Source organism: Alcaligenes aquatilis (genome assembly GCF_003076515.1).
Lineage (GTDB): Bacteria > Pseudomonadota > Gammaproteobacteria > Burkholderiales > Burkholderiaceae_B > Alcaligenes > Alcaligenes aquatilis.
On the sequence record NZ_CP022390.1, the window covers coordinates 2,719,088 to 2,738,628 of the forward strand.

The 19,541-nt window shown below is 54.9% G+C and carries 20 protein-coding genes and 1 tRNA gene; 15 read left to right on the forward strand and 6 right to left on the reverse strand.

All coding sequences use genetic code 11. From position 1 onward, the window contains the following. Positions 1-46 precede the first annotated feature (46 nt). From CA948_RS12410 to CA948_RS12435, 6 genes are all read left to right on the forward strand, one after another. On the forward strand, positions 47-1,456 hold the full coding sequence (locus tag CA948_RS12410) for a GNAT family N-acetyltransferase (RefSeq protein WP_108728151.1): 1,410 nt from the start codon (positions 47-49) through the stop codon (positions 1,454-1,456). Positions 1,457-1,832: 376 nt separating this feature from the next. After that, entirely contained in the window at positions 1,833-2,618 is a 786-nt protein-coding gene (locus CA948_RS12415) for an aldolase (RefSeq protein WP_094195559.1), read from the forward strand. Between the two features lie 39 nt (positions 2,619-2,657). Next, positions 2,658-3,986 carry an MFS transporter gene (locus CA948_RS12420; RefSeq protein ID WP_094195558.1) on the forward strand — a complete coding sequence of 443 codons (1,329 nt, stop codon included), beginning with the start codon at positions 2,658-2,660 and terminating at the stop codon, positions 3,984-3,986. Beyond that, positions 3,983-4,591, forward strand: coding sequence for a 2-hydroxychromene-2-carboxylate isomerase (locus CA948_RS12425; RefSeq protein ID WP_108728152.1), 609 nt, complete (start codon positions 3,983-3,985; stop codon positions 4,589-4,591). The genes CA948_RS12420 and CA948_RS12425 overlap by 4 nt, the downstream gene beginning before the upstream one ends. Positions 4,592-5,284: 693 nt before the next feature. After that, positions 5,285-6,163: a response regulator transcription factor gene (locus CA948_RS12430; protein WP_094198250.1), complete on the forward strand. Its 879-nt coding sequence runs from the start codon at positions 5,285-5,287 to the stop codon at positions 6,161-6,163. A 311-nt stretch (positions 6,164-6,474) separates the two neighbouring features. Further along, positions 6,475-7,614, forward strand: a complete 1,140-nt coding sequence (locus CA948_RS12435) for a calcium:cation antiporter (RefSeq protein ID WP_108728153.1) — start codon at positions 6,475-6,477, stop codon at positions 7,612-7,614. Between the two features lie 28 nt (positions 7,615-7,642). Here the strand turns inward: CA948_RS12435 and CA948_RS12440 are convergent, their stop codons facing one another. Continuing rightward, positions 7,643-8,542 (reverse strand): LysR family transcriptional regulator, encoded by a 900-nt coding sequence (locus tag CA948_RS12440; protein ID WP_108728154.1) that lies wholly within the window; start codon positions 8,540-8,542, stop codon positions 7,643-7,645. Positions 8,543-8,735: 193 nt separating this feature from the next. Here CA948_RS12440 and CA948_RS12445 point away from each other — a divergent pair, with 193 nt between their 5' ends. Beyond that, positions 8,736-9,509 (forward strand): SDR family oxidoreductase, encoded by a 774-nt coding sequence (locus CA948_RS12445; protein ID WP_108728155.1) that lies wholly within the window; start codon positions 8,736-8,738, stop codon positions 9,507-9,509. Between the two features lie 147 nt (positions 9,510-9,656). Here the strand turns inward: CA948_RS12445 and CA948_RS12450 are convergent, their stop codons facing one another. From CA948_RS12450 to CA948_RS12475, 4 genes are all read right to left on the reverse strand, one after another. Then, complete coding sequence (locus CA948_RS12450) at positions 9,657-9,866, reverse strand: helix-turn-helix transcriptional regulator (RefSeq protein WP_094195553.1); 210 nt, start codon at positions 9,864-9,866, stop codon at positions 9,657-9,659. Next, positions 9,867-10,277 carry a hypothetical protein gene (locus tag CA948_RS12455; protein WP_063688876.1) on the reverse strand — a complete coding sequence of 137 codons (411 nt, stop codon included), beginning with the start codon at positions 10,275-10,277 and terminating at the stop codon, positions 9,867-9,869. It lies immediately after the preceding gene. 206 nt (positions 10,278-10,483) lie between these two features. Beyond that, positions 10,484-11,521 carry a DUF72 domain-containing protein gene (locus CA948_RS12460; protein ID WP_108728156.1) on the reverse strand — a complete coding sequence of 346 codons (1,038 nt, stop codon included), beginning with the start codon at positions 11,519-11,521 and terminating at the stop codon, positions 10,484-10,486. A gap of 620 nt (positions 11,522-12,141) precedes the next feature. After that, a tRNA-Gly gene (locus CA948_RS12475) sits at positions 12,142-12,215 on the reverse strand. Between the two features lie 202 nt (positions 12,216-12,417). On the opposite strand from CA948_RS12475, the gene trmB reads away from it, so the two are divergent. The 6 genes from trmB to CA948_RS12505 all read left to right on the forward strand — a co-directional run bounded on the left by trmB (position 12,418) and on the right by CA948_RS12505 (position 16,743). Further along, the gene (trmB, locus tag CA948_RS12480) at positions 12,418-13,185 is read left to right on the forward strand and encodes a tRNA (guanosine(46)-N7)-methyltransferase TrmB (RefSeq protein WP_108728157.1); all 768 of its coding nucleotides are present in this window, start codon (positions 12,418-12,420) and stop codon (positions 13,183-13,185) included. Next, positions 13,182-14,129, forward strand: a complete 948-nt coding sequence (pip, locus tag CA948_RS12485; protein ID WP_094195549.1) for a prolyl aminopeptidase — start codon at positions 13,182-13,184, stop codon at positions 14,127-14,129. The genes trmB and pip overlap by 4 nt, the downstream gene beginning before the upstream one ends. 42 nt (positions 14,130-14,171) lie before the next feature. Then, the gene (gene thiS / locus CA948_RS12490) at positions 14,172-14,372 is read left to right on the forward strand and encodes a sulfur carrier protein ThiS (RefSeq protein WP_108728158.1); all 201 of its coding nucleotides are present in this window, start codon (positions 14,172-14,174) and stop codon (positions 14,370-14,372) included. 133 nt (positions 14,373-14,505) lie between these two features. After that, complete coding sequence (gene lysM, locus CA948_RS12495; protein WP_094195547.1) at positions 14,506-14,949, forward strand: peptidoglycan-binding protein LysM; 444 nt, start codon at positions 14,506-14,508, stop codon at positions 14,947-14,949. A 546-nt stretch (positions 14,950-15,495) separates the two neighbouring features. Beyond that, positions 15,496-15,936 (forward strand): cupin domain-containing protein, encoded by a 441-nt coding sequence (locus CA948_RS12500; protein ID WP_108728159.1) that lies wholly within the window; start codon positions 15,496-15,498, stop codon positions 15,934-15,936. Positions 15,937-15,996: 60 nt separating this feature from the next. Continuing rightward, positions 15,997-16,743 carry a hypothetical protein gene (locus CA948_RS12505; protein WP_108728160.1) on the forward strand — a complete coding sequence of 249 codons (747 nt, stop codon included), beginning with the start codon at positions 15,997-15,999 and terminating at the stop codon, positions 16,741-16,743. Positions 16,744-16,914: 171 nt separating this feature from the next. Here CA948_RS12505 and ffh read toward each other — a convergent pair whose 3' ends face one another. Then, positions 16,915-18,339: a signal recognition particle protein gene (gene ffh, locus CA948_RS12510; protein WP_094195545.1), complete on the reverse strand. Its 1,425-nt coding sequence runs from the start codon at positions 18,337-18,339 to the stop codon at positions 16,915-16,917. 103 nt (positions 18,340-18,442) lie between these two features. Here ffh and CA948_RS12515 point away from each other — a divergent pair, with 103 nt between their 5' ends. Continuing rightward, the gene (locus CA948_RS12515) at positions 18,443-19,294 is read left to right on the forward strand and encodes a cytochrome C assembly family protein (RefSeq protein WP_108728161.1); all 852 of its coding nucleotides are present in this window, start codon (positions 18,443-18,445) and stop codon (positions 19,292-19,294) included. Further along, positions 19,287-19,538, forward strand: a complete 252-nt coding sequence (locus CA948_RS12520) for a PP0621 family protein (RefSeq protein WP_094195543.1) — start codon at positions 19,287-19,289, stop codon at positions 19,536-19,538. The genes CA948_RS12515 and CA948_RS12520 overlap by 8 nt, the downstream gene beginning before the upstream one ends. Positions 19,539-19,541: the final 3 nt, after the last annotated feature.

Sequence of the window (19,541 nt, forward strand, 5' to 3'; positions counted from 1 at the left end):
TGCCACGAACTGGCATTTCAGGAGCGTTTTCTATTGAAGACATCTCATGGTTCAGTTGAACGATTATCACCAGCCTATTGGCCCCTCGCTCACTCATTGGCAAGCCCGCCCGCGACCCACCCGCTGTGTTTTGCACGGTAAGTACTGCCGACTGGAAGCAGTGAACCCGGAGCAACACGGCGAGAGCCTGTACGAGGCCTACAGCAGCGCCAACGATGGCCGTGACTGGACCTACTTGTCCGTAGGGCCCTTTACCAGCCGTGGGCAATTCGATCAGCATCTGCATACCATCAGTCAGGCCGACAACGCCGTGCATTACGCCGTCGTAGAACAAGCCACAGGGCGGGCATTGGGCACCTTGTCCCTGATGCGGATTGACCCGCAAAACGGCTGCATTGAAGTGGGTTTTGTAGCCTGGTCACCCGCTCTGAAGCAAACCCGCATGGCCACCGAAGCCCACTATCTATTGATGGCCTATGCCATTGACGGCTTGGGCTACCGCCGCTACGAATGGAAGTGCGATACGCACAATGCTCCTTCACAAGCGGCTGCACGACGACTGGGCTTTCGTTATGAAGGCATTTTCCGCCAAGCGATTGTCTACAAAGGGCGCTCACGCGATACAGCCTGGTTCTCGATTACCGACACAGAATGGCCTGCCCTGAAAGCAAATTTCCAGGCCTGGCTGGCACCCGAGAACTTTGATGAACAAGGCCGTCAAAAGCACCGCCTCGGGCAACAAGGGACGATTATCCCAGCCGGCCCTGGGGCCCGCCGCCTGAAGCAGATGCTGACCCTGCAAACCGAGCTGAATCACCTGATCGACCCCAACTGGCGAGTGGCAAAACAGGACTACTACCGGGCGATCTGGCTGGAGTGTGCAGAGCTAGCCAACTACCTGGATTGGAAGTGGTGGCAACACCGCGAACGCAATCTGCCGCAACTACAGCTGGAGCTTATCGACATCCTGCATTTTGGTCTGTGCGATGTATTGCGCGCCAACGACCTGCTGCGCGAGCAAGAGGCCGCCACCGCACTGGATCAGCTTGAGCAGGCCCCTGCAAGCGCCAGCGACTCTGCAACCCTCATGACGGCGCTGGAACACTTTGCTTTGCGGGTGCTGCAGACGCGTCAGTTCGACTTCAGCGGCTTTGTTCAACTGGCCCGCCTCAGTGGTCTGACGCTGGACACGCTCTACCACTCCTACGCGGGCAAAAACGCCTTGAACCGCTTGCGTCAGCTACGCGGCTATCAGCATGGTCACTATCACAAACAGTGGGGTGACCAACAGGACAACGAGCATCTGGCACGGCTGCAATCGCAACTGCCCGCCGAGCAAGACAACTACCCCGAACTGATCCTGCATGCCCTGCAAGACAGCTACAACTCGTTTTTCTCGGGAGGCACCCAGGCCCAGAACAGTGCCTCGCTACCACCTCCCCTTTCTTTACGTTGACAAAGGACTGTCCATGTACATCGACTGCGATTGTGCCACTAGTGTCTTTCTAGACTCGCCCAAGCCGGACTCCAATCCCGTGGAAAACCATGACACACGTCATCCACCTGATCCCCGGCCACAACCGCATAAGGTGCAACATCCCTGGTCCCGCTCTCGACGCCGCGAACGCTCTCGCTGGCGCCAAAGCTGAACCCGGCCCCGATTGTCTCCTAGCCCGGCACTCGAGCCGGGTTTGCATGGGTGACACCGTCTTGCAAGCAAATGGAATAGGAGCTATGAGCCACCGAACATAGCTCCTATTGATTTAAATCAAGACAATGAATCCCATCGTCGGCACAAGGATCGACGAGGCATACCAAAGGAGACAAATCACATGGATACCCCACTCAGAGACAAATCCTATTTTGATGAACGTGCCACCAAAGAGATGGCCTCTCATCTGCAGCACGTACAACGCGACACCCGCGAAACCATGGCATTTGCCTGTCGCATCCTGGCCATGACCGAGCAGGAGGCCGGTCTGGCAGGCCAGATCAGTGTCCGTTCCGAACGCCCTGGTGCCTACTGGACCTTGCGCTTTGGTCTGGGTTTTGACGAAGCCACCCCTGAAGACTTCATTGAAGTTGACCGCGACTTAAATACCCTGAGCGGCCAAGGCATGGCCAACCCGGCCACCCGCTTTCATTTGTGGGTCTATGAGGCTCGCCCGGACGTCAACTCCATCATCCACACGCACTCGCCCTGGGCTACCGTGCTGGCCACCGCCCGTCAGCCTTTGGTGATTTCGCAAATGGACATGACGCCCCTGCACAATGACTGTGCCTTTTTGGGCGAATGGCCAGGTGTCCCCATTGCCGACCAGGAAGGCGTCATCATTTCCAAAGCTCTGGGCGACAAGCGCGCCATTATCCTGGCCCACCACGGTTATCTGACCGCAGGCCAAAGCTGTCAGGAAGCCACGTATCTGTCCGTGTATCTGGAGCGTGCTGCACGCCTGCAAGTGCGCGCACAGGCGGCCTTTGGCCCGCTTACCCCCGTGGACGACACCCTGGCGGCCGAAGCGCACGACTACCTGCTCAAGCCCTCCATTGTGAACGCGACCTTTGATTACTGGTCCCGTCAGACCCAAGGCATTGCGCCCTTAACTAAAACTCGCTGACGCCCACACTCAACACCCCGCTTCCACCAGGAGGTCGCTATGACGATGCCTAATCATGGACAGGCGCGTTCGTCGCGCCAGTACGTTACCGCTGGCCTGGCCAGCATGATGGGAACCACCATAGAGTGGTATGACTTTTTCCTGTACGGCACCGCTGCCGCACTAATTTTCAACAAGATCTTTTTCCCCGCCTTTGACCCGATTACGGGCACACTGGCGGCCTTTGCCACCTACTCCGTGGGCTTTTTTGCCCGTCCCTTGGGAGGATTTGTTTTCGGCCATTTCGGTGACAAGCTGGGCCGAAAATCCATGTTGTTGATCACGCTCTTTCTAATGGGGATTCCCACTATCCTGATCGGCCTGATCCCCTCTTATGAAAGCATTGGCTATTGGGCCGCCGTCCTGCTGGTCCTGATGCGTTTTCTGCAAGGCATTGCGGTAGGCGGCGAATGGGGCGGCGCCGTGCTCATGGCGGTTGAACATGCCCCGGAAGGCAAGAAAGGCTTTTTCGGCAGCTTGCCACAAACAGGCGTTGCCCCCGGTCTGATCCTGTCTTCTCTGGCCATGGGAGCGGTCGCCAGCTTGCCTGAAGAAGACATGCTCTCCTGGGGCTGGCGTCTCCCCTTTCTGGCCAGTGTTGTCTTGCTGCTGGTGGGCTGGTGGATACGCGCCAAAGTGGCCGAGTCACCTGACTTCGAGCAGATGAGCAAGAAAGGCAAACAAGTGGCGATTCCCGCCCTGGAAGTCCTGCGTCATTACCCGCGTGAAGTCCTGCTGGTCGTGGGGGGCCGTCTAGCTGAAGTGACCTGGTTCTACACCGTAGTGACCTTTGCCCTGGCCTATGCCACCACCACCTTGGGAGTTGATCGCGGCGTGATGCTCGATGCCACCGTCTGGGGAGCATTTGCCGCCCTGTTCACCATGCCTTTATTTGGCGTACTGGGAGACAGGATCGGCTTCAAATGGGTATTCATGGCCGGCACGGTCTGCATGCTGGCGTTCTCATCCACCTTCTTTTCCATGTTGGGAAGCCTGGACTCCAACACCATTACCCTGGCTTTGGTGATTGCGATTGGCCTGGTCTACGCCGCACTGTATGGCCCGCAAGGGGGCCTGTTCTCCACGCAATTTCCACCTGAAGTGCGCTACAGCGGCATCTCCATTGCCGTGCAGGTATCCGGTGCCATCGGTGGCGGCCTGGCTCCCTTGGTGGCCACCTCCTTGCTGGCCTATGGCGATGGCCAACCCGACTACATCGTCTGGTATCTCAGCGTGCTGGGTCTGATCGCCTTTGCCAGTACCTGGTTCATGCACGGGCCGACGCATTTCTCCCTTCCCGCCTTATCCAGCCCAAAGGTACGCACATGAACAGGCCCGGCATTCACTACTACTTCTGGATGAATTCAGACTGGGCTTACCTGGGGGCCGACCGGCTGGAGGCGATTGCCCGCCAACAGGGCGTGCCGATCCACTACAAACCTGTGGACCTGCCTCAGGTCTATGCCCGTACGGGCGGTGTTCTACTAGGACAGCGCTCGCCCGAACGGCAGGCTTATCGCATTACAGAGTTGCAGCGCTGGTGTCGCAAGCTGGACCTACACGTCAATCCCACACCACGCTTCATGTGCCCAGACGCCACGCTGGCCTCCCTCCTGGTGATCGCCATCAACCAGGCTGGCTTGCCGGTGCGGGATTTGCACAAAGCCATTTTGCGAGCGCAATGGTGCGAGGACCAGAATATTGCCGATCCCGTGCTACTGGCCGGGATCTTGCAAGCTCACCAATTAGATGCAGACTACTGGCTTGAACAAGCACCGCTGATGCAAGCGCAGTATCAAGCCCACACCGAAGAGGCCATTGCAGCCGGTGTCTTCGGTTCACCCTCCTATGTGTACCAGGGTGAGCTGTTCTGGGGTCAGGACAGGCTGGACATGCTGGACCAGGCCATCACCGGACACCCTGCACCAGCTTGAGCCAGGCTCCACACCAAGCCTGGGTATGGTGAAAGCAAGGGCGGGACAAGGGAAATAAACCTTGTCCCGCCCTTCTTGTTTTTTGCTTCGTCAACCGGCTCAGGCCCTGCCCCGGGGCCCACCAAAATGATTTAACCGCCCTATACCAAACTCGCTCTAACAAGCATAACAATCTGTAAAAACTGAACGCCCAAACTAGATCAAAATCCAACAAAAAAACGGCAAATAAGCGCCTTGCCTCGGGCCGTGCTTCCTGCACCTGCGAGTCATCATAAAAAGAGCTTCACACACTTCCCCGACAACATCTGTCCAGATGCACACTAATGCGGGCAAAACCACGGCAAACCTATCTGGACATGGTCTTTTGTTCAGAGGTAAAAGCCGTAGAATCACGCCTTTTCCTATCAGGAAAATTCACCGATACGCCAGCGTAGCATTCCGGATATTGGACTTTTTAGGTCCTGCTTACGGCACGGGTTTCGGGCTTTCGGCATGCCGCCTGCCAAAAATGAAATGCAATGAGCAATTTTGAAAATTTACTTTTCCCACTAATACAGAATGTTATGTCTGCCGTACGAATCATATCGATAGATTTTATCTATTCATTGAGTCTGTATTCTGAGGAAATTGGCTACTTGAGCAATGTCAGTAAAGGTAGCCGTCTTCATCAGAAGAAGGGCGCGGGGCTTTATATTGAACAAATACGCCACTATAAAGTATCAGCCAGATCAAAAAATCAGGATTCTGCTGATCTCCAATAACACTCGACAGCACGAACAACTTCTTCAGGCGCTGCTGGCTGGTGCGTTTCGAGTTTCTGTTGCTGCTGACGGAGTGCAAGGATATACCAAGGCCCAATTAACCCTGCCGGAACTTATCCTGGTGGATAAGCAATTGACAGGGATAGATGCTTTGTCCTTAACCCATATGCTCCAAGGATTAAAAGCCACAGCCCAAATCCCCCTCATCATTCTGGATTCGCGCATGGACGGCAGCAGTGAGGAATGCGTCACTTTTTTAAAAGCAGGGGCGGTGGACTACATTGGCAATCCATACGCCGTCGACGAGGTCAAAGAGCGTATCAACGTGCCTTTGCGTTGCCCAAAAAAAATATGGCCAGCCATGGTTTCAGGCAAGGTGCAAAGCCCGCAGCCCAGCACGACCGCTGAAACCAGCATGCTGATCCATGCCATTCAGAAAACGATAGAGGCCAATCTGGGCTCTCCACCCAGCCAAAAAGAACTGTGCGATATGTTCAAGATTTCACGGCGCAAAATCATGAATATATTTCAACGTAATTTTGGCTTGAGCGTCAGTAGCTACATCCGATTGCAACGTATGTATCGGGCCGAGTACTTGCTAAGAACCACAGCCTTGAAAATTGACGTCATTGCGACTGACTTAGGATTCTCCAGCCCGGCCAATTTCTCTACCGCATTCAAAACCTATGCGGGTGTAGCCCCTGGAAAGTTTCGACAAGCTATTGAAAGAAACAAACCCTATACGGATAACAAACCGTGTATGCGCTCCATGGGGCCACCTGTTTTTTCATCGGGCTGGTGTCCACCGTAGCGAGCAACAGGAAAAGAATCATTCCCACAGCAGGCTTGCCCCAAAACTCCATCAGAAAAATAAAACCGCTGGCTGACAACGCCTGAAAGAGGATAAAGGCCTTTGCCCTTCACACCTTCATCGTGGCCTGACGAGCAGGAAGACGGCTCCAAACCACAAAGGGCCGCTTACGAACGAACCGTAGTTGCCACTTGAAGCCCAGGTGATAAAATCGTGGCTACTTGAATTGTTCAATTCAAAACAGATCCGGGACGACCTGGATCTGCTTTTTCAGCACAGGGACGGCCCTAGCTTTTAGCGGAGCATTCACAATGGCCTACCCTGCATCTCCCTCTCCTGAACTCATTACCCCTGTCACCTGGCTGCGTCTGCTCGGTTCCTGGTCTATGGTTGTCCTGTTCATGATTTTTGGCGGGCAATGGCTGGGAGATTCTTTGAACGGCACCACCGCGGCCATCGTCTTTCTGGCCCTGTTTGTGACCATTCTGGCCGCCTCCTTTGGGGTGGTGCGTGAAGCAGACCACCTGGCCCATCAACTAGGCGAGCCTTACGGCACCCTGATTCTGACTCTGTCCATTGTGCTGATCGAAGTCATCCTGATTGCTTCGGTACTGCTGGGACCGGGGGACTTCCCCAGCATTGGTCGGGACTCGATCTATGCCGTGATGATGATCATCCTGAACCTGATTATGGGCCTTTGTCTGATTGCCGGCGCCGCGCGCAATGGCGATCAGGAGTTCAACCGCCAAGGCACCCACACCTACTTGTCCATGATTGTGCTGCTGACCAGTGTGGGCCTGATTCTGCCCAACTACACCCGCAATGCAGGCGAGTTCAGCACAACCCAAGCCATCGGCATTTCAGTGCTGACGGGGCTGATTTATGCCATCTTTCTGTATCTGCAAATGGGCAGTCGCCGCCATGACTATGTACAACCCAATCAGGTGGTGCAGAGCGCTAAAGATAAGGCACCCACACCACGCAATCCTCAGGCGACCCGCGCCATGCTGATACGCAGCCTAGTGCTGATCGCCCTGATCCTGCCCATCGTCTTGCTGGCCCACGATCTGGCTATCGTGACGGACTACGGTATCGCTGCCTCGGGCGCCCCCATCGCCGTCGGCGGTGTACTGATCGCGATTATCGTGTTCACCCCCGAGTCCATTACCGCCATCAAGGCGGCGATGAACAATGAGATGCAACGGGCCATCAACCTGTGCCTGGGCGCCTTTGTCTCTACCGTAGGACTAACGGTGCCAGTGGTGTTGATGATTGGCCTGATTACCGGCAAACAGGTGATCATGGGCATCAGCAATACAGAAACCGTTCTGTTTCTGATCACTGCCCTGCTCAGCATCTTGAGCTTTAGCGGCAAGCGAACCTCCCCCATTCAGGGTTATCTGCACCTGATGGTTTTCGTGGTGTTTGGGCTGCTGCTGTTTTACCCCTAACTGCTTTGCCTTGCTGCGTGACTCTGCGCTACAACGCACAGTCGCGCAGCAAGGTTTCCAACCAATCCGCAAACACCTGAAAACGGCGCGACAAGTGCTGGCGATGCAAATACAGCAAGGACATGGGCATAGGCGCGGCACGGTGATCCGGCAGCACCTCCACCAATTCACCTGCCTGCAAGTGCGCCTGCACGTCATAGGCAGGAATCTGGATCAACCCCAAGCCGGACAAACAACAAGCGATATACGCTTCGGCATTATTCACGGTCACGCGGCCTGGTAAGTCCAACACCTGCCGCTTGTCCTGCTCCATCCATTCCCAAGGGGCGACGCGCTCACTGGTGGGCGAGGCGTAACGCACCATTTGATGGTTCTCCAGATCCGCAGGCGCCTGAGGCATACCATAACGGGCAAGATAAGCGGGACTGGCTACATTGATCAAAGGCAGGCTGCCCATTTTTCTGGCGATCAAGCCCGAATCGCCTAAGGCGCCCACCCGCAGCACGCAATCCACCTGCTCCTCGATCAAATTCACCTCGCGGTCAGTCACGCCCAAATGCACATGGACATGCGGATAGCGCTCCAGAAACTGCGGCAAGGCAGGTGCCACAATCAAGCGGCCTACCCGCGCGGGCACATCCACCTTGATCGTGCCTATTGGCCCGACACTGGCTTGGCGAAACAGGTTCTCGGTTTCCTGCACATCGGCAATCACGCGCAGGCAACGTTCATAAAACGCCGCGCCATCTTGCGTGACAGTCACTTTGCGCGTGGTGCGATTGAGCAAGCGAGCACCAACTCGGCCCTCCAGCTCCTGAATGGCCATCGACACCGAAGAGCGCGGCATACCTAAGGTATCGGCCGCGCGGGTGAAATTGGCACACTCCACGACCCGCGTAAAGATGCGAAACAGGTCAATGCGATCCATGGCGTTCTCCAGATAAGCAGCCGCAACTCGCAGCTTGAACTGCCAACCCGAGTCTGCTCAAGCAGCAACGATTATTGTTCGTTTTTTTTGACAAATGATGTCATAAATAGGTGATTTAAACAATTTCAGCGACTTATATCATGAAAAAACGAAACGGCTTGCACGTCGCAGCCCACACTAGCAAGGAGTCATCATGGCAAAGCACAGCATCAAAGGTAAAACCGTTCTGATTGCAGGCGGAGCAAAGAATCTGGGTGGCCTGATCGCCCGCGACCTGGCAGAACAAGGCGCACGCGCCATTGCCATTCACTACAACAGCGACAGTTCCAAAGCAGAGGCCGACGCCACCGTCAAAGCCATCCAGGCAACTGGCGCACAAGCCGTCGCCTTCCAGGCTGACTTGCGCTCGGCCAGTGCCATGGAAAAACTGTTTAGCGATACCGTCGCCGCCATTGGCCGCCCCGATATCGCCATCAATACGGTCGGCAAGGTACTGAAAAAACCACTGACCGAGGTCAGCGAAGCCGAGTACGAGGAGATGAGCGACATCAACTCCAAAACTGCCTTTTTCTTCCTGAAAGAAGCCGGCAAGCACGTGCAGGACAATGGCAAAGTCTGCACCCTGGTGACGTCCCTGTTGGGGGCCTTCACCCCGTTCTACGCCGCGTATGCGGGCACCAAAGCGCCGGTAGAACACTACACTCGCGCCGCCGCCAAAGAATATGGCGCACGCGGCATTTCCGTCACGGCAGTGGGCCCTGGCCCTATGGATACGCCCTTTTTCTACCCCGCCGAGGGCGAGGACGCTGTGGCCTATCACAAGACGGCTGCCGCGCTGTCCCCCTACTCCAAGACCGGACTGACAGACATTGAAGATGTCGTGCCCTTTATTCGTCATCTGGTCAGCGACGGCTGGTGGATTACCGGCCAGACTATTCTGATCAACGGTGGCTACACCACCAAATAAGCCAATAAGAAGCAGACAAGGCAATGCTTGCATCAAGTCCGCAAGATCACTGCTTCGGATTGGAATAATGGCGCTCTTTCGACACTTGCCTGCTGACTCCAAAAAGGAATTAGCAGGCAAGTGTGCCTTCCAGGCCGTCATCCCCGATTAGGCCCGAGGTCCCCGATACGGATTCTCGAAAATCTCTTCTACGGTCTGCCCGAACACAGCACTGATCTTGAAGGCCAGATCCAGGGACGGTGCATGTTTACCCGTTTCCAGCGCATTGACCGCCTGCCGGGACACGCCCAAGCGCTCTGCCAAATCGGCCTGCGTCCAATTCGCTTCAGCCCGCAATACACGCAATCGGTTTTTCATTTAATCGCTAGTCCGGACAAAGGGTGAAACCAGGGCAAACACAGCCCAAAAGAAGGGGTAAATCAACCAGGCGGGAATATGGGGCGCAGCGGCGTAGGTTTCCCCAAAGCCCCAGGCAGTCCACAAGGTCAGTGTCGCTCCTGAAGCCAGCACAAAGCACTTGGCCACAATCACTCGCACGAACTCATCGCTTTGCGCCATCAAGCGCAAGGTGGCCCACACTTGTCCGGCAACTGGCAGGGCGACGGCAATGGCAATCAGCCAGCCAACAGGTCGACCAAGCAGGCTGTCGAACAGCCCCACAATGGTCAAGGCATTGACCAGGATATACACGCCCATAAAGAGCAAAGTGCGAATCAGATAGCGGCGGCCTGCTGATGGCGCAGAAGAGGAATTGCTGTTGGTGAGCATGTTTGAGCACCTGAATGTAAAGTAAACCTGACTTTATAGAAGTCAAAAATACCTGTCAATAAGTAAAGCAAACCTTACATATATTGAGTAAATCTGACAGCAAAGACAAGGTCTGCATGCCGCACATTTCTTTCAATTCAGTCCCCAGCCCAGCACAAGCCACAACACAGACGCTGTGAACGGTCCACCATTCACAAGACCCGTTTTTACTTTTCTTGTGCCACAACAAGTTGCGTCAGCCGCTGAATGGAAAGCGGCGCACAGCCTTCCGCATCATTGCTGATCGTCACATAAGCCGCCTGCCCCGCCCCCGTAATTCCACGAATCGTGCGCGCCAGCACCGTGCGGGTATGCAGGTCCTCGCTGACGATGGCATCGAAGGGGGTATGCTTTTTTTGAGCATCGGCATAGCCGTAAGCACCAAACTCCCGGTTCAAGTTCCAGCGACACACCAAGGGCCCCGGCCACAAGGCACGCAATACAGGCAACTGCTCCTCAATCGGCGGCATCTTGCCGTGCAAACCCAGACAAAACGTCGCACCATTGACCTTGAGCGTATCGATAAGACTTTGGGTCAGCAGCTCCGGATCTCGGACTTCTACAGCAAGCACCACTTGTGACCCCTGAGGCAAAGCCTCACGCGCCGCCGCCAGCATCTGCCCCAACTTGTCGAACATCTCTGCCGGGCGATTCAACCAGCCCCAGGACAGTGGGCTTAACTGGAAGACCAGCACGCCCAGCTTTTCACGCAAACCCTCGAGCGCAGGCTGCACAAACTGCTCTACAGCCAAACGGATATCCAGAAAGTCAGGATTGGACTTGCGCACCTTGCCCTGCTCATCACGAACTTGAGCATCCGTAATCATGGACGGGCATTTCACAACGAAGCGGAAATCGTCATCCACCTGCGCGGCGTAGGCGGAATACTGCGTGACCGTCAAAGGACGCCAGAAGGTGCGATCGACACAGACTGTACGCATCAAAGGATGCTGGTGATAGGCCTGCAGGCCGTGCTTAGAGAGGATATTCGACTCGTACTCGCCATCCCAGATCAAGCCCTCCCAACCGGGGTAAGACCAGGTGGAGACACCGAAACGCAGGGTTTCAGGAAGCTGGGCCGCCAGATCGCTTAGCTCCAGCGCGGAAGCAGCAAGGCTGACTTTGGTGATTTTGCGTCGGGAGGGAGCGGCGGGCTTTGAAGCGGGTGGCTGAGCAATGGCATCGCCGAAAAGATCTTCTTGCATGCTGGGTATAGTGCCATGGGAATGAAGTTAAGCAAATGCCGGCTCAAAATCCACCAGATCCGTACTTTGCATGCCTAACCCTTTGGCGACGCTGCGCCAACGACTGACAGCCTGAACAAGCTCCGCCCAGATTGCTTCTGCTTCCCCCACCGTTAACCTGAAGTATGGTGCCCCACAATATGCGCACTCGAACCCAGGTGCACCTCCAGGTCTGAGCGCTTGGCAGATCGTGTCGTCATCAGAAACCTTCCAACTTGTCAGGATCCACAGAGTCCGAATCATCTTGCGACTTGGCCCCCGCGGTTTGACCCGCTTTAATACGCCGTGGGCGCCTGACGCGCTGGGGTAACTGCTCACGCAGCAAGCTGACCCGGATTCCAAGCCGTAGCAAGAGCCATGATTCAACATTCCGATTTCGTCGACACGTCAATAAAACGTGTACCCAATTTCGATAAATAGCGACATGTATCAAGTTTCGCTTGAAGGATCAGCGGCTACCACCGTCTAAGAAGTAGAAATGCAGTCGTGTTGCAGGCCAACACACCCAGCTCCCGAGAGCAGCAAAGCCTGACTTGGGAAATCGTTGCAGAAAAACGGGGGAGTTGGAAACAAAGCAGAACTGGAGCGGGTGATGGGAATCGAACCCACGACGGATGCTTGGGAAGCATCAGTTTTACCATTAAACTACACCCGCCCTGATGGAGAAGTCTGCGTCAAAAGCAGACGATCCCGCGAATGGGGAAGCGAAAATTATAGCGCGATCTCCGGCTCATGCGTTGCCCCCACCCTATCTTTTTCACGCACTTCCCCATGAATTCAGCGGCAAGACTCACTACAATAGAGCTTTCCCGCTTTTAGCTAATACGCGAGCCATTCCTGATGCCCGCGCCCCAACCATGACCACCAGCAACGAAAAACCATCCCTGCTCTCGCCCAATGTCGCGAACAGCAACTCCGGCGAGACCCATATCCGTAGCTTTGTTCATCGGCGCGCGCACATTACGCCCAGCCAGGAACAAGCCTTGGCGCGCCTCTTGCCTCTGTGGTCGATCAGCTACCGCGACAGCATTCTGAAACCGGAAACCGTGTTTGGCAACGACCATCCCCTGATTTTGGAAATCGGTTTTGGCATGGGTGAAACCACCCAGAAAATTGCTCAGGCCCGCCCCAACGACAACTTCCTAGGTGTGGAAGTGTTTAACGCCGGTGTCGGCGCCTTGCTCAAGCGTATTGATGACAACCAGATCAGCAATATCCGCATCATTCAACACGATGCCGTTGAAGTCGTGCGTGACATGATCGCCCCTGCCTCCCTGGCTGGCATTCATATTTACTTCCCGGACCCTTGGCCCAAGAAGCGCCATCACAAGCGTCGTCTGGTGCAATCGCCCTTTATCCAGTTGCTGACCAGCCGTCTAAAACCCGGCGGCTACATTCATTGCGCAACGGACTGGGAAAATTACGCCGAACAAATGCTGGAAGTGCTGTCGGCCGAGCCTATGCTTAGCAACACGAACGAAGGCTATGCACCCCGCCCTGACTTCCGCCCACTGACCAAGTTTGAAAACCGTGGGCTGCGTCTGGGTCATGGCGTGTGGGATCTGATCTTCACCCGCAATGACACCCCGACCCCTGAACTGAACTGGCCCAAGAAAGAACAATGAGCGCTACCCTGTTCCCGCCTATAGAGCCTTACGCCCAAGGCACCTTGCACACCGAGGATGGGCATCATATCTACTGGGAATGCTGCGGCAACCCGGCAGGTAAACCGGCTATTTTCTTGCATGGTGGGCCGGGATCAGGATGTTCTACCGATCACCGCCGCTTGTTCGACCCGCAAAAATATAATGTGCTGCTGTTTGATCAGCGCGGTTGCGGGCGTTCCTACCCTCATGCCAGCCTGGAGAACAACACCACCTGGCATCTGGTTCAGGACATGGAGCGGCTGCGCCAGGAAAAGCTCAAAGCCGACAAGATGCTGGTCTTTGGCGGCTCCTGGGGTTCGACCCTGGCGCTGGCCTATGCCCAGACCCACCCCGAACACGTCAGTGAATTGATTGTGCGCGGTATCTTCATGGCCCGCCCTGAAGAGTTACGCTGGTTTTATCAGGAAGGTGCCTCGCGCTTGTTCCCGGACATCTGGGAACAATATTTGGCCCCCATCCCCAAAGAAGAGCATGGTGACCTGATTACCGCCTATCACAAGCGTTTGACGGGCGATGACCCCGCTGTACAGCTACGCGCCGCACATGCCTGGTCGCAGTGGGAAAGCAATACGATCACGCTCTTGCCCAGCCAGCATCACCTGGATGCCAAATCCAGTGATAAAGCCGCCCTGGCCTTTGCGCGTATTGAAAACCACTACTTCATGAATCAGGGCTTTTTGGAGCCGGATCAGTTACTTAAAAACGCCCACCGCTTGCATGGCATTCCAGGCGTGATTGTGCAGGGACGCTATGATGTGTGCACTCCAGCGCATACAGCCTGGCAACTGCATCGCGCCTGGCCACAAGCAGAGTTTCACATGGTTGCAGACGCAGGCCACGCCTACGACGAACCCGGCATTCTGGCTCGGCTGCTGGCCGCCACCCAGAAATTTGCCATCTGAATCACTCGTCCGGCACTATCCGGACCATATCCAGAGACAAGAATGAACATTACCCTGAACGGCCAGAGCAAGGCTCTGGCAAACTCCGACACGGTTGGCACACTGATTATCGAGCTGGGCTATGAGAACAAGCGCATTGCCGTAGAGCTGAACGGCGACATCGTGCCCAAAAGCCAGCACGCCAGTACCCCTATTCAAGAAGGCGACACCATCGAGATCGTGGTTGCCGTCGGTGGAGGCTGAGACTCACCCTTTAAAATGCACAATTGCTGACATTCAAGTACGGCTTTACGGCTAAAAATAAGGTCATAATGAACCGTCTCGCCTGCCATCACGCAGGTAGCAGCCATAGAACCCTAACTTCAGGAGCAAAGCGATGGGCGTATTCAGTTTTCTTAAAGATGTCGGCGAAAAACTCTTTGGTGCCAACGAAGCCAACGCAGCCACAGCAGACGAACTCCAGAAAGAACTGGCCAAACACCAACTTTCCGCCGACGGTCTGAATCTGGCGGTTGATGGCGACAAAGTCACGGTTAGCGGCCAAGCTGCCTCCACTGAACAAGCCGAAAAAATTGTGCTGGCTCTGGGTAACACCCTGGGGGTGTCTCAAGTCGACAACCAGCTCAGCGTTGCTCAGCCTTCCGCCGAAGCCACCATGTACACCGTACAGAAAGGCGACACACTGTGGAAAATTGCTGAAACCAATTACGGCAAGGCAAACGGTGCAAAATACACCGTTATCTTCGAAGCTAACCAACCCATGCTTAGCCATCCTGACAAAATCTACCCTGGTCAGGTACTACGTATTCCGGCGCTGTAATTCTCGCCTCTGCCGGCCATGATCCCTAGGTGCCAAACCTGTGGGATTACGGCCCAGCCAAAATGAAACGCCCGATGCAATGCATCGGGCGTTTTTTATTTACACAAAGATCTGCTGACAAAGCTGCATTAAGACTACATGGCAAACTTACTCGCAACGGGTTCCGTAAAAGTGCAGCGTGCCATCGCAAGGCAACAGACTCTCCAACTTGTCTCGCCCACTATTCCAAAACATCCCATTTCACTTTTTTTTGCCTTGGCTACTTTTCCTACAAAATACGATTAGCAAGCTAAGTATTTGATAAATAATAAATTTCAGACAAACCACGACATTTGTATAGTAAAGTTACTTTTATTCCATTTAGTAACCAATAGATCGACTTGAACTTTGAGATACCGGTACGAATAAAAGAACAAGAACGTAGCAAGCTCAGCCATACCCAGAATAAAAGCACATATATTGCTCAATACAGTCTCGCTGCCTTAATCAAGATTTATCGGTCTACTTCTATCAGCAACCGCCTTAATCAGGCCAGGAGATCGATTCATGCTTGTCAAAACATCGTCACGCGCTGTTGTTGCAACCGTAGTCATGCTTAGCAGCATGACGGCTTATGCCGGCCCCTTAGTGACGGTTACCTTCAAGAATCTGAGCGATAAAGATGCTCATCACACCATCATCTCTGTCAATGACTCCAACACTTACCTCTATGCATCTCCTAAACCTAAAGCAGTGGTGACTCCAGGTACATCCGATACCTTTCAAGTTCAAACCGGCCTAAGCAATTCCAACTTCGCTTCAGCCCACTACATCATTGGCAATAAAACCTGCAAGTTTTACACCGTCTATAGAGATGTCCCCCCTTCCTCCGGGCTTAAACCTCATACAGTAGACGCCACTCCCTCTGGAGGCGCAATTTGCACCGCCAACATCACATCCATTAATGCCGTCACCAAAGCCTGGAGCGTCGAATTCACGATGCGTTGATTGACCCTTGCTACGCTTCATCCCCAGTGGCGTAGCCCCCCTTCTCCACAGCACGCCACTATGAATACTCTGAATCAACTGAACCCAGTGCCTGAAGTGATCGCTAATTGGCCTGCGAATACCTCGTTGAAACAATCATCCCCTACACCGGACGCTCCGCCTGAAGCCGGGGTAAGTAAAACGAACAGCGTCAGCGTTTCCTCGCTTGCCCAACAGCTCAGTGAAGCAGCACAGCGATCTGCTGAACGGGAAGCCAATCTGACTAGTCAGGAGCTGGCCCAAAAAGGCCAGGCGCTTTTAAAGGTTTTTACGAGTGACAGCTACTATGACAACAAAAAAGTCCATGATGCGCAGGTCCCTGATACAGAGGACCCTGCACATCTAGCCCGGGCACGACAAGCCACTGCCTTTCTCAATGCCCCCAACAAACCCAACCCTTTCAAGGGCTTGAGCCAGGAACAACTAGCCCTGATTGCCTACGATGAAAGCAGCACCTTTACCGTGAATGAACGGCGTGCAGCCTGGATCGAATCCAATGCCCAAGACCAAGTCCAACGACGGATACTCTGCAAAAAAATGGAGGATGAGTACAACCGCACGGGAAAGGTCGCCAATACCTTGCTGGACGTCTACAAGCACTACCAATCTCTACCCAGTATAGAAAGAGCAGTACAGATTCCAGCCGCCTATGAAGATCAACTACTGGCCCGTATTAATGCGGGTGCAAGCTTCCAGACCCGTCAGGAGCTATGGTTCCTGAATGCAGAGTTAGGTTGGAATCTTTCCTTGCCTGCACTGGGCACCTAAAGCGATCAGCATCATAGGCAAACAAAAAATCCAGCCCAAATAAACAGTCCCCCGAAGGTTGGATCTGAATCCAACTTTCGGGGGACTGTCCATGAAGCACGTTTGTCATCTGGTCAGCGTGTAATGCTACAGCCAGACTCCGTTCATCCGGGTCCAGAATCAACTTGCTGCTTAGCGAAAGCCCTTGAAGCCTTTACCAGCCAGACCTTTCAAGGCGCCCATACCGCCCAGGCCGCGCATCATTTTGGCCATGCCGCCTTTTTTCATCTGCTTCATCATGCCTTGCATTTGCTCGAACTGATTCAGCAGGCGGTTAACCTCTTGCACAGGCACACCCGAACCCGCCGCAATACGGCGCTTGCGCGAGGCCTTCAACAATTCAGGCTTGGCGCGCTCGGCTGGCGTCATGGAGTTCAAGATGCCTTCGGTACGACGCAATTGCTGCTCGGCTTGGCCGCCTTGCAACTGAGACGCCGCCTGGGAGAACTGCGCGGGCAGTTTTTCCAGCAGTGAACCCATATCACCCAGCTTCTTAACCTGCTGCAACTGGTCGCGGAAGTCGTTCAAATCGAACTTGTCGCCCGCCTTGATCTTGTCGGTAATCTTTTGCGCATCAGCAATGTCGATATTGCGCTGGGCTTGTTCCACCAGAGAAACAATGTCGCCCATACCCAGCACGCGCTGAGCCATACGCTCGGGGTGGAATGGCTCAAGACCGTCCAGTTTCTCCGACACACCCACAAACTTCAGCGGTTTGCCGGTGACATGGCGCACCGACAAGGCGGCACCACCACGGGCGTCACCGTCCAGCTTGGTCAACACCACACCGGTCAGCGGCAAGGCGTCTGCAAAGGCTTTGGCGACGTTCACCGCGTCCTGACCCTGCATGGCATCGACCACAAACAAAGTCTCGATGGGGTTCAGCAGGTCGTACAGAGCGCGAATCTCGCGCATCATTTCTTCATCAATACCCAGGCGACCGGCCGTGTCGACAATCAGCACATCAAAGTGGTGACGCTTGGCGTGGTCCAGGGCATTGCGGGCAATGTCGGCCGGTTTCTGGCTGGGATCGGAAGGCAGGAACTCGACGCCCACTTGGGCGGCAACGGTTTTCAACTGCTCGATAGCGGCGGGACGGTAAACGTCAGCACTGACCACCAGCACTTTTTTCTTGCCCGTTTTACGACCATGCTGAACATGACCGCCTTCACTTAACCACTTGGCCAGCTTACCGGTGGTGGTGGTTTTACCCGCCCCTTGCAAACCCGCCATCAGAATAATGGCCGGTGGCTGCGCCGCCAGGGACAACTCGCTGGCGTCATCGCCCAGGTCTGCCCCCATCAGATTGGTCAGTTCCTGGTGGACAACCCCCACCAGCGCCTGACCAGGATTCAAACTGTCGGCCACTTCAACGCCAAGTGCCTTTTCTTTGACCCGTGCAACAAAATCGCGCACGACAGGCAAGGCCACGTCCGCCTCCAACAGCGCCAGACGCACTTCCCTCAACATCTCCTGAGTATTGGATTCGGTCAGACGAGCCTGTCCGCGCATGGTTTTCACCACACGCGACATACGCTGGGTCAGATTTTCAAACATAGGACTGGGTTCGCTTAAACTAGGTTATCGTGTGGTCTACGAATAAGAATAAAATGGCCACTTGAGGTACGCCCCGTACCGTTTTTCAGGAAATCCGGGACTTATGTCTGCAAGTATTGTATTTCACTTGCTCGCCGCACTGGCGTACATCGTGCTGTCGATCTCGCTATGGCGTCCGTTGACTCGCGGCAGCACCCGAACCGTACTGAACGGCCCTAGCCGGGTGGCTTTGCTCTGCGCCATTATTGTGCACGGAGCGGGCCTATTGCTGACGATTGTACTGCCCCAAGGGCTGCATCTGAGCTGGGCACTGGCCCTGTCGGCGGCAATCTGGCTGGGCATGGTGGTGTTCTGGTTCCAAAGCCTGTATCTGCGTCTGGACGGCCTGTTGCTCATTCTACTGCCTGCGGCCACAATCGTCAGCCTGCTGGCCATGGCCTTTCCCAATGGCCATATCGTCCACCATGCAGGCAATGAATGGCTACGCATCCACTTGCTGATTGCACTGGTCGCCTACGGGCTGAGCACCGTGGCCGCCCTGCACGCCGTCTTGATGACAGCGCTGGACCGCCAGTTGCACCGCCCTATTTTGCATCAGGAACAACGTGGTTTATTCAGCCGGGTGCTGGACACCATGCCGCCCCTGCTGGTGCAGGAAGAACTGCTGTTTCGCCTGATCCGCGTCTCTTTTGTCATTTTGACTTTCACGATCCTGAGCGGTGCCGCCGTCTCCATGGCAATAGACGGTAAATTTTTACCCGCTGACCATAAAACTGTCTTTACCTTGCTATCCTGGGTTACATTTGGTGGCTTACTATGGGGCCGAAAACAGTATGGATGGCGGGGTCGCGTTGCTTTGCGCTGGACCTTGGCCGGTTTTGCCTTCCTGCTGCTGGCCTATACAGGCAGCCACTTTGTACTGGACGTCATCTTGCAACGAGGGAAAATTGGGTAAAGTCTTATTCTGGGTTGTCGCTATCCTGGTGGCCATGATCATTGCCCGCATCGTGTCACAAAACAAGGCCCGCAAACGCAACCCACCCAACCCGACCATGCGCCCGCCACGCAAACCAGGCAAGGCAGAAGAGATGGTTCGTTGCGCGCACTGTGGCATTTTTCTACCTCGTTCCGAAGCCCTGATGAGCAATCATCACACTTGGTGCAGCCTGGAACACGCCAAGCGCGGCCCGCGCAGTTAAGCT

Coding starts and splice junctions, on each gene's coding strand:
- ffh (WP_094195545.1), bottom strand. CDS start 18,339: ATGTTTGAAAATCTGACCCAGCGTATGTCGCGTGTGGTGAAAACCATG.
- trmB (WP_108728157.1), top strand. CDS start 12,418: ATGACCACCAGCAACGAAAAACCATCCCTGCTCTCGCCCAATGTCGCG.
- CA948_RS12515 (WP_108728161.1), top strand. CDS start 18,443: ATGTCTGCAAGTATTGTATTTCACTTGCTCGCCGCACTGGCGTACATC.
- CA948_RS12410 (WP_108728151.1), top strand. CDS start 47: ATGGTTCAGTTGAACGATTATCACCAGCCTATTGGCCCCTCGCTCACT.
- CA948_RS12420 (WP_094195558.1), top strand. CDS start 2,658: ATGACGATGCCTAATCATGGACAGGCGCGTTCGTCGCGCCAGTACGTT.
- CA948_RS12460 (WP_108728156.1), bottom strand. CDS start 11,521: ATGCAAGAAGATCTTTTCGGCGATGCCATTGCTCAGCCACCCGCTTCA.
- CA948_RS12445 (WP_108728155.1), top strand. CDS start 8,736: ATGGCAAAGCACAGCATCAAAGGTAAAACCGTTCTGATTGCAGGCGGA.
- pip (WP_094195549.1), top strand. CDS start 13,182: ATGAGCGCTACCCTGTTCCCGCCTATAGAGCCTTACGCCCAAGGCACC.
- CA948_RS12505 (WP_108728160.1), top strand. CDS start 15,997: ATGAATACTCTGAATCAACTGAACCCAGTGCCTGAAGTGATCGCTAAT.
- CA948_RS12435 (WP_108728153.1), top strand. CDS start 6,475: ATGGCCTACCCTGCATCTCCCTCTCCTGAACTCATTACCCCTGTCACC.
- CA948_RS12450 (WP_094195553.1), bottom strand. CDS start 9,866: ATGAAAAACCGATTGCGTGTATTGCGGGCTGAAGCGAATTGGACGCAG.
- thiS (WP_108728158.1), top strand. CDS start 14,172: ATGAACATTACCCTGAACGGCCAGAGCAAGGCTCTGGCAAACTCCGAC.
- CA948_RS12425 (WP_108728152.1), top strand. CDS start 3,983: ATGAACAGGCCCGGCATTCACTACTACTTCTGGATGAATTCAGACTGG.
- CA948_RS12455 (WP_063688876.1), bottom strand. CDS start 10,277: ATGCTCACCAACAGCAATTCCTCTTCTGCGCCATCAGCAGGCCGCCGC.
- CA948_RS12500 (WP_108728159.1), top strand. CDS start 15,496: ATGCTTGTCAAAACATCGTCACGCGCTGTTGTTGCAACCGTAGTCATG.
- CA948_RS12440 (WP_108728154.1), bottom strand. CDS start 8,542: ATGGATCGCATTGACCTGTTTCGCATCTTTACGCGGGTCGTGGAGTGT.
- CA948_RS12415 (WP_094195559.1), top strand. CDS start 1,833: ATGGATACCCCACTCAGAGACAAATCCTATTTTGATGAACGTGCCACC.
- lysM (WP_094195547.1), top strand. CDS start 14,506: ATGGGCGTATTCAGTTTTCTTAAAGATGTCGGCGAAAAACTCTTTGGT.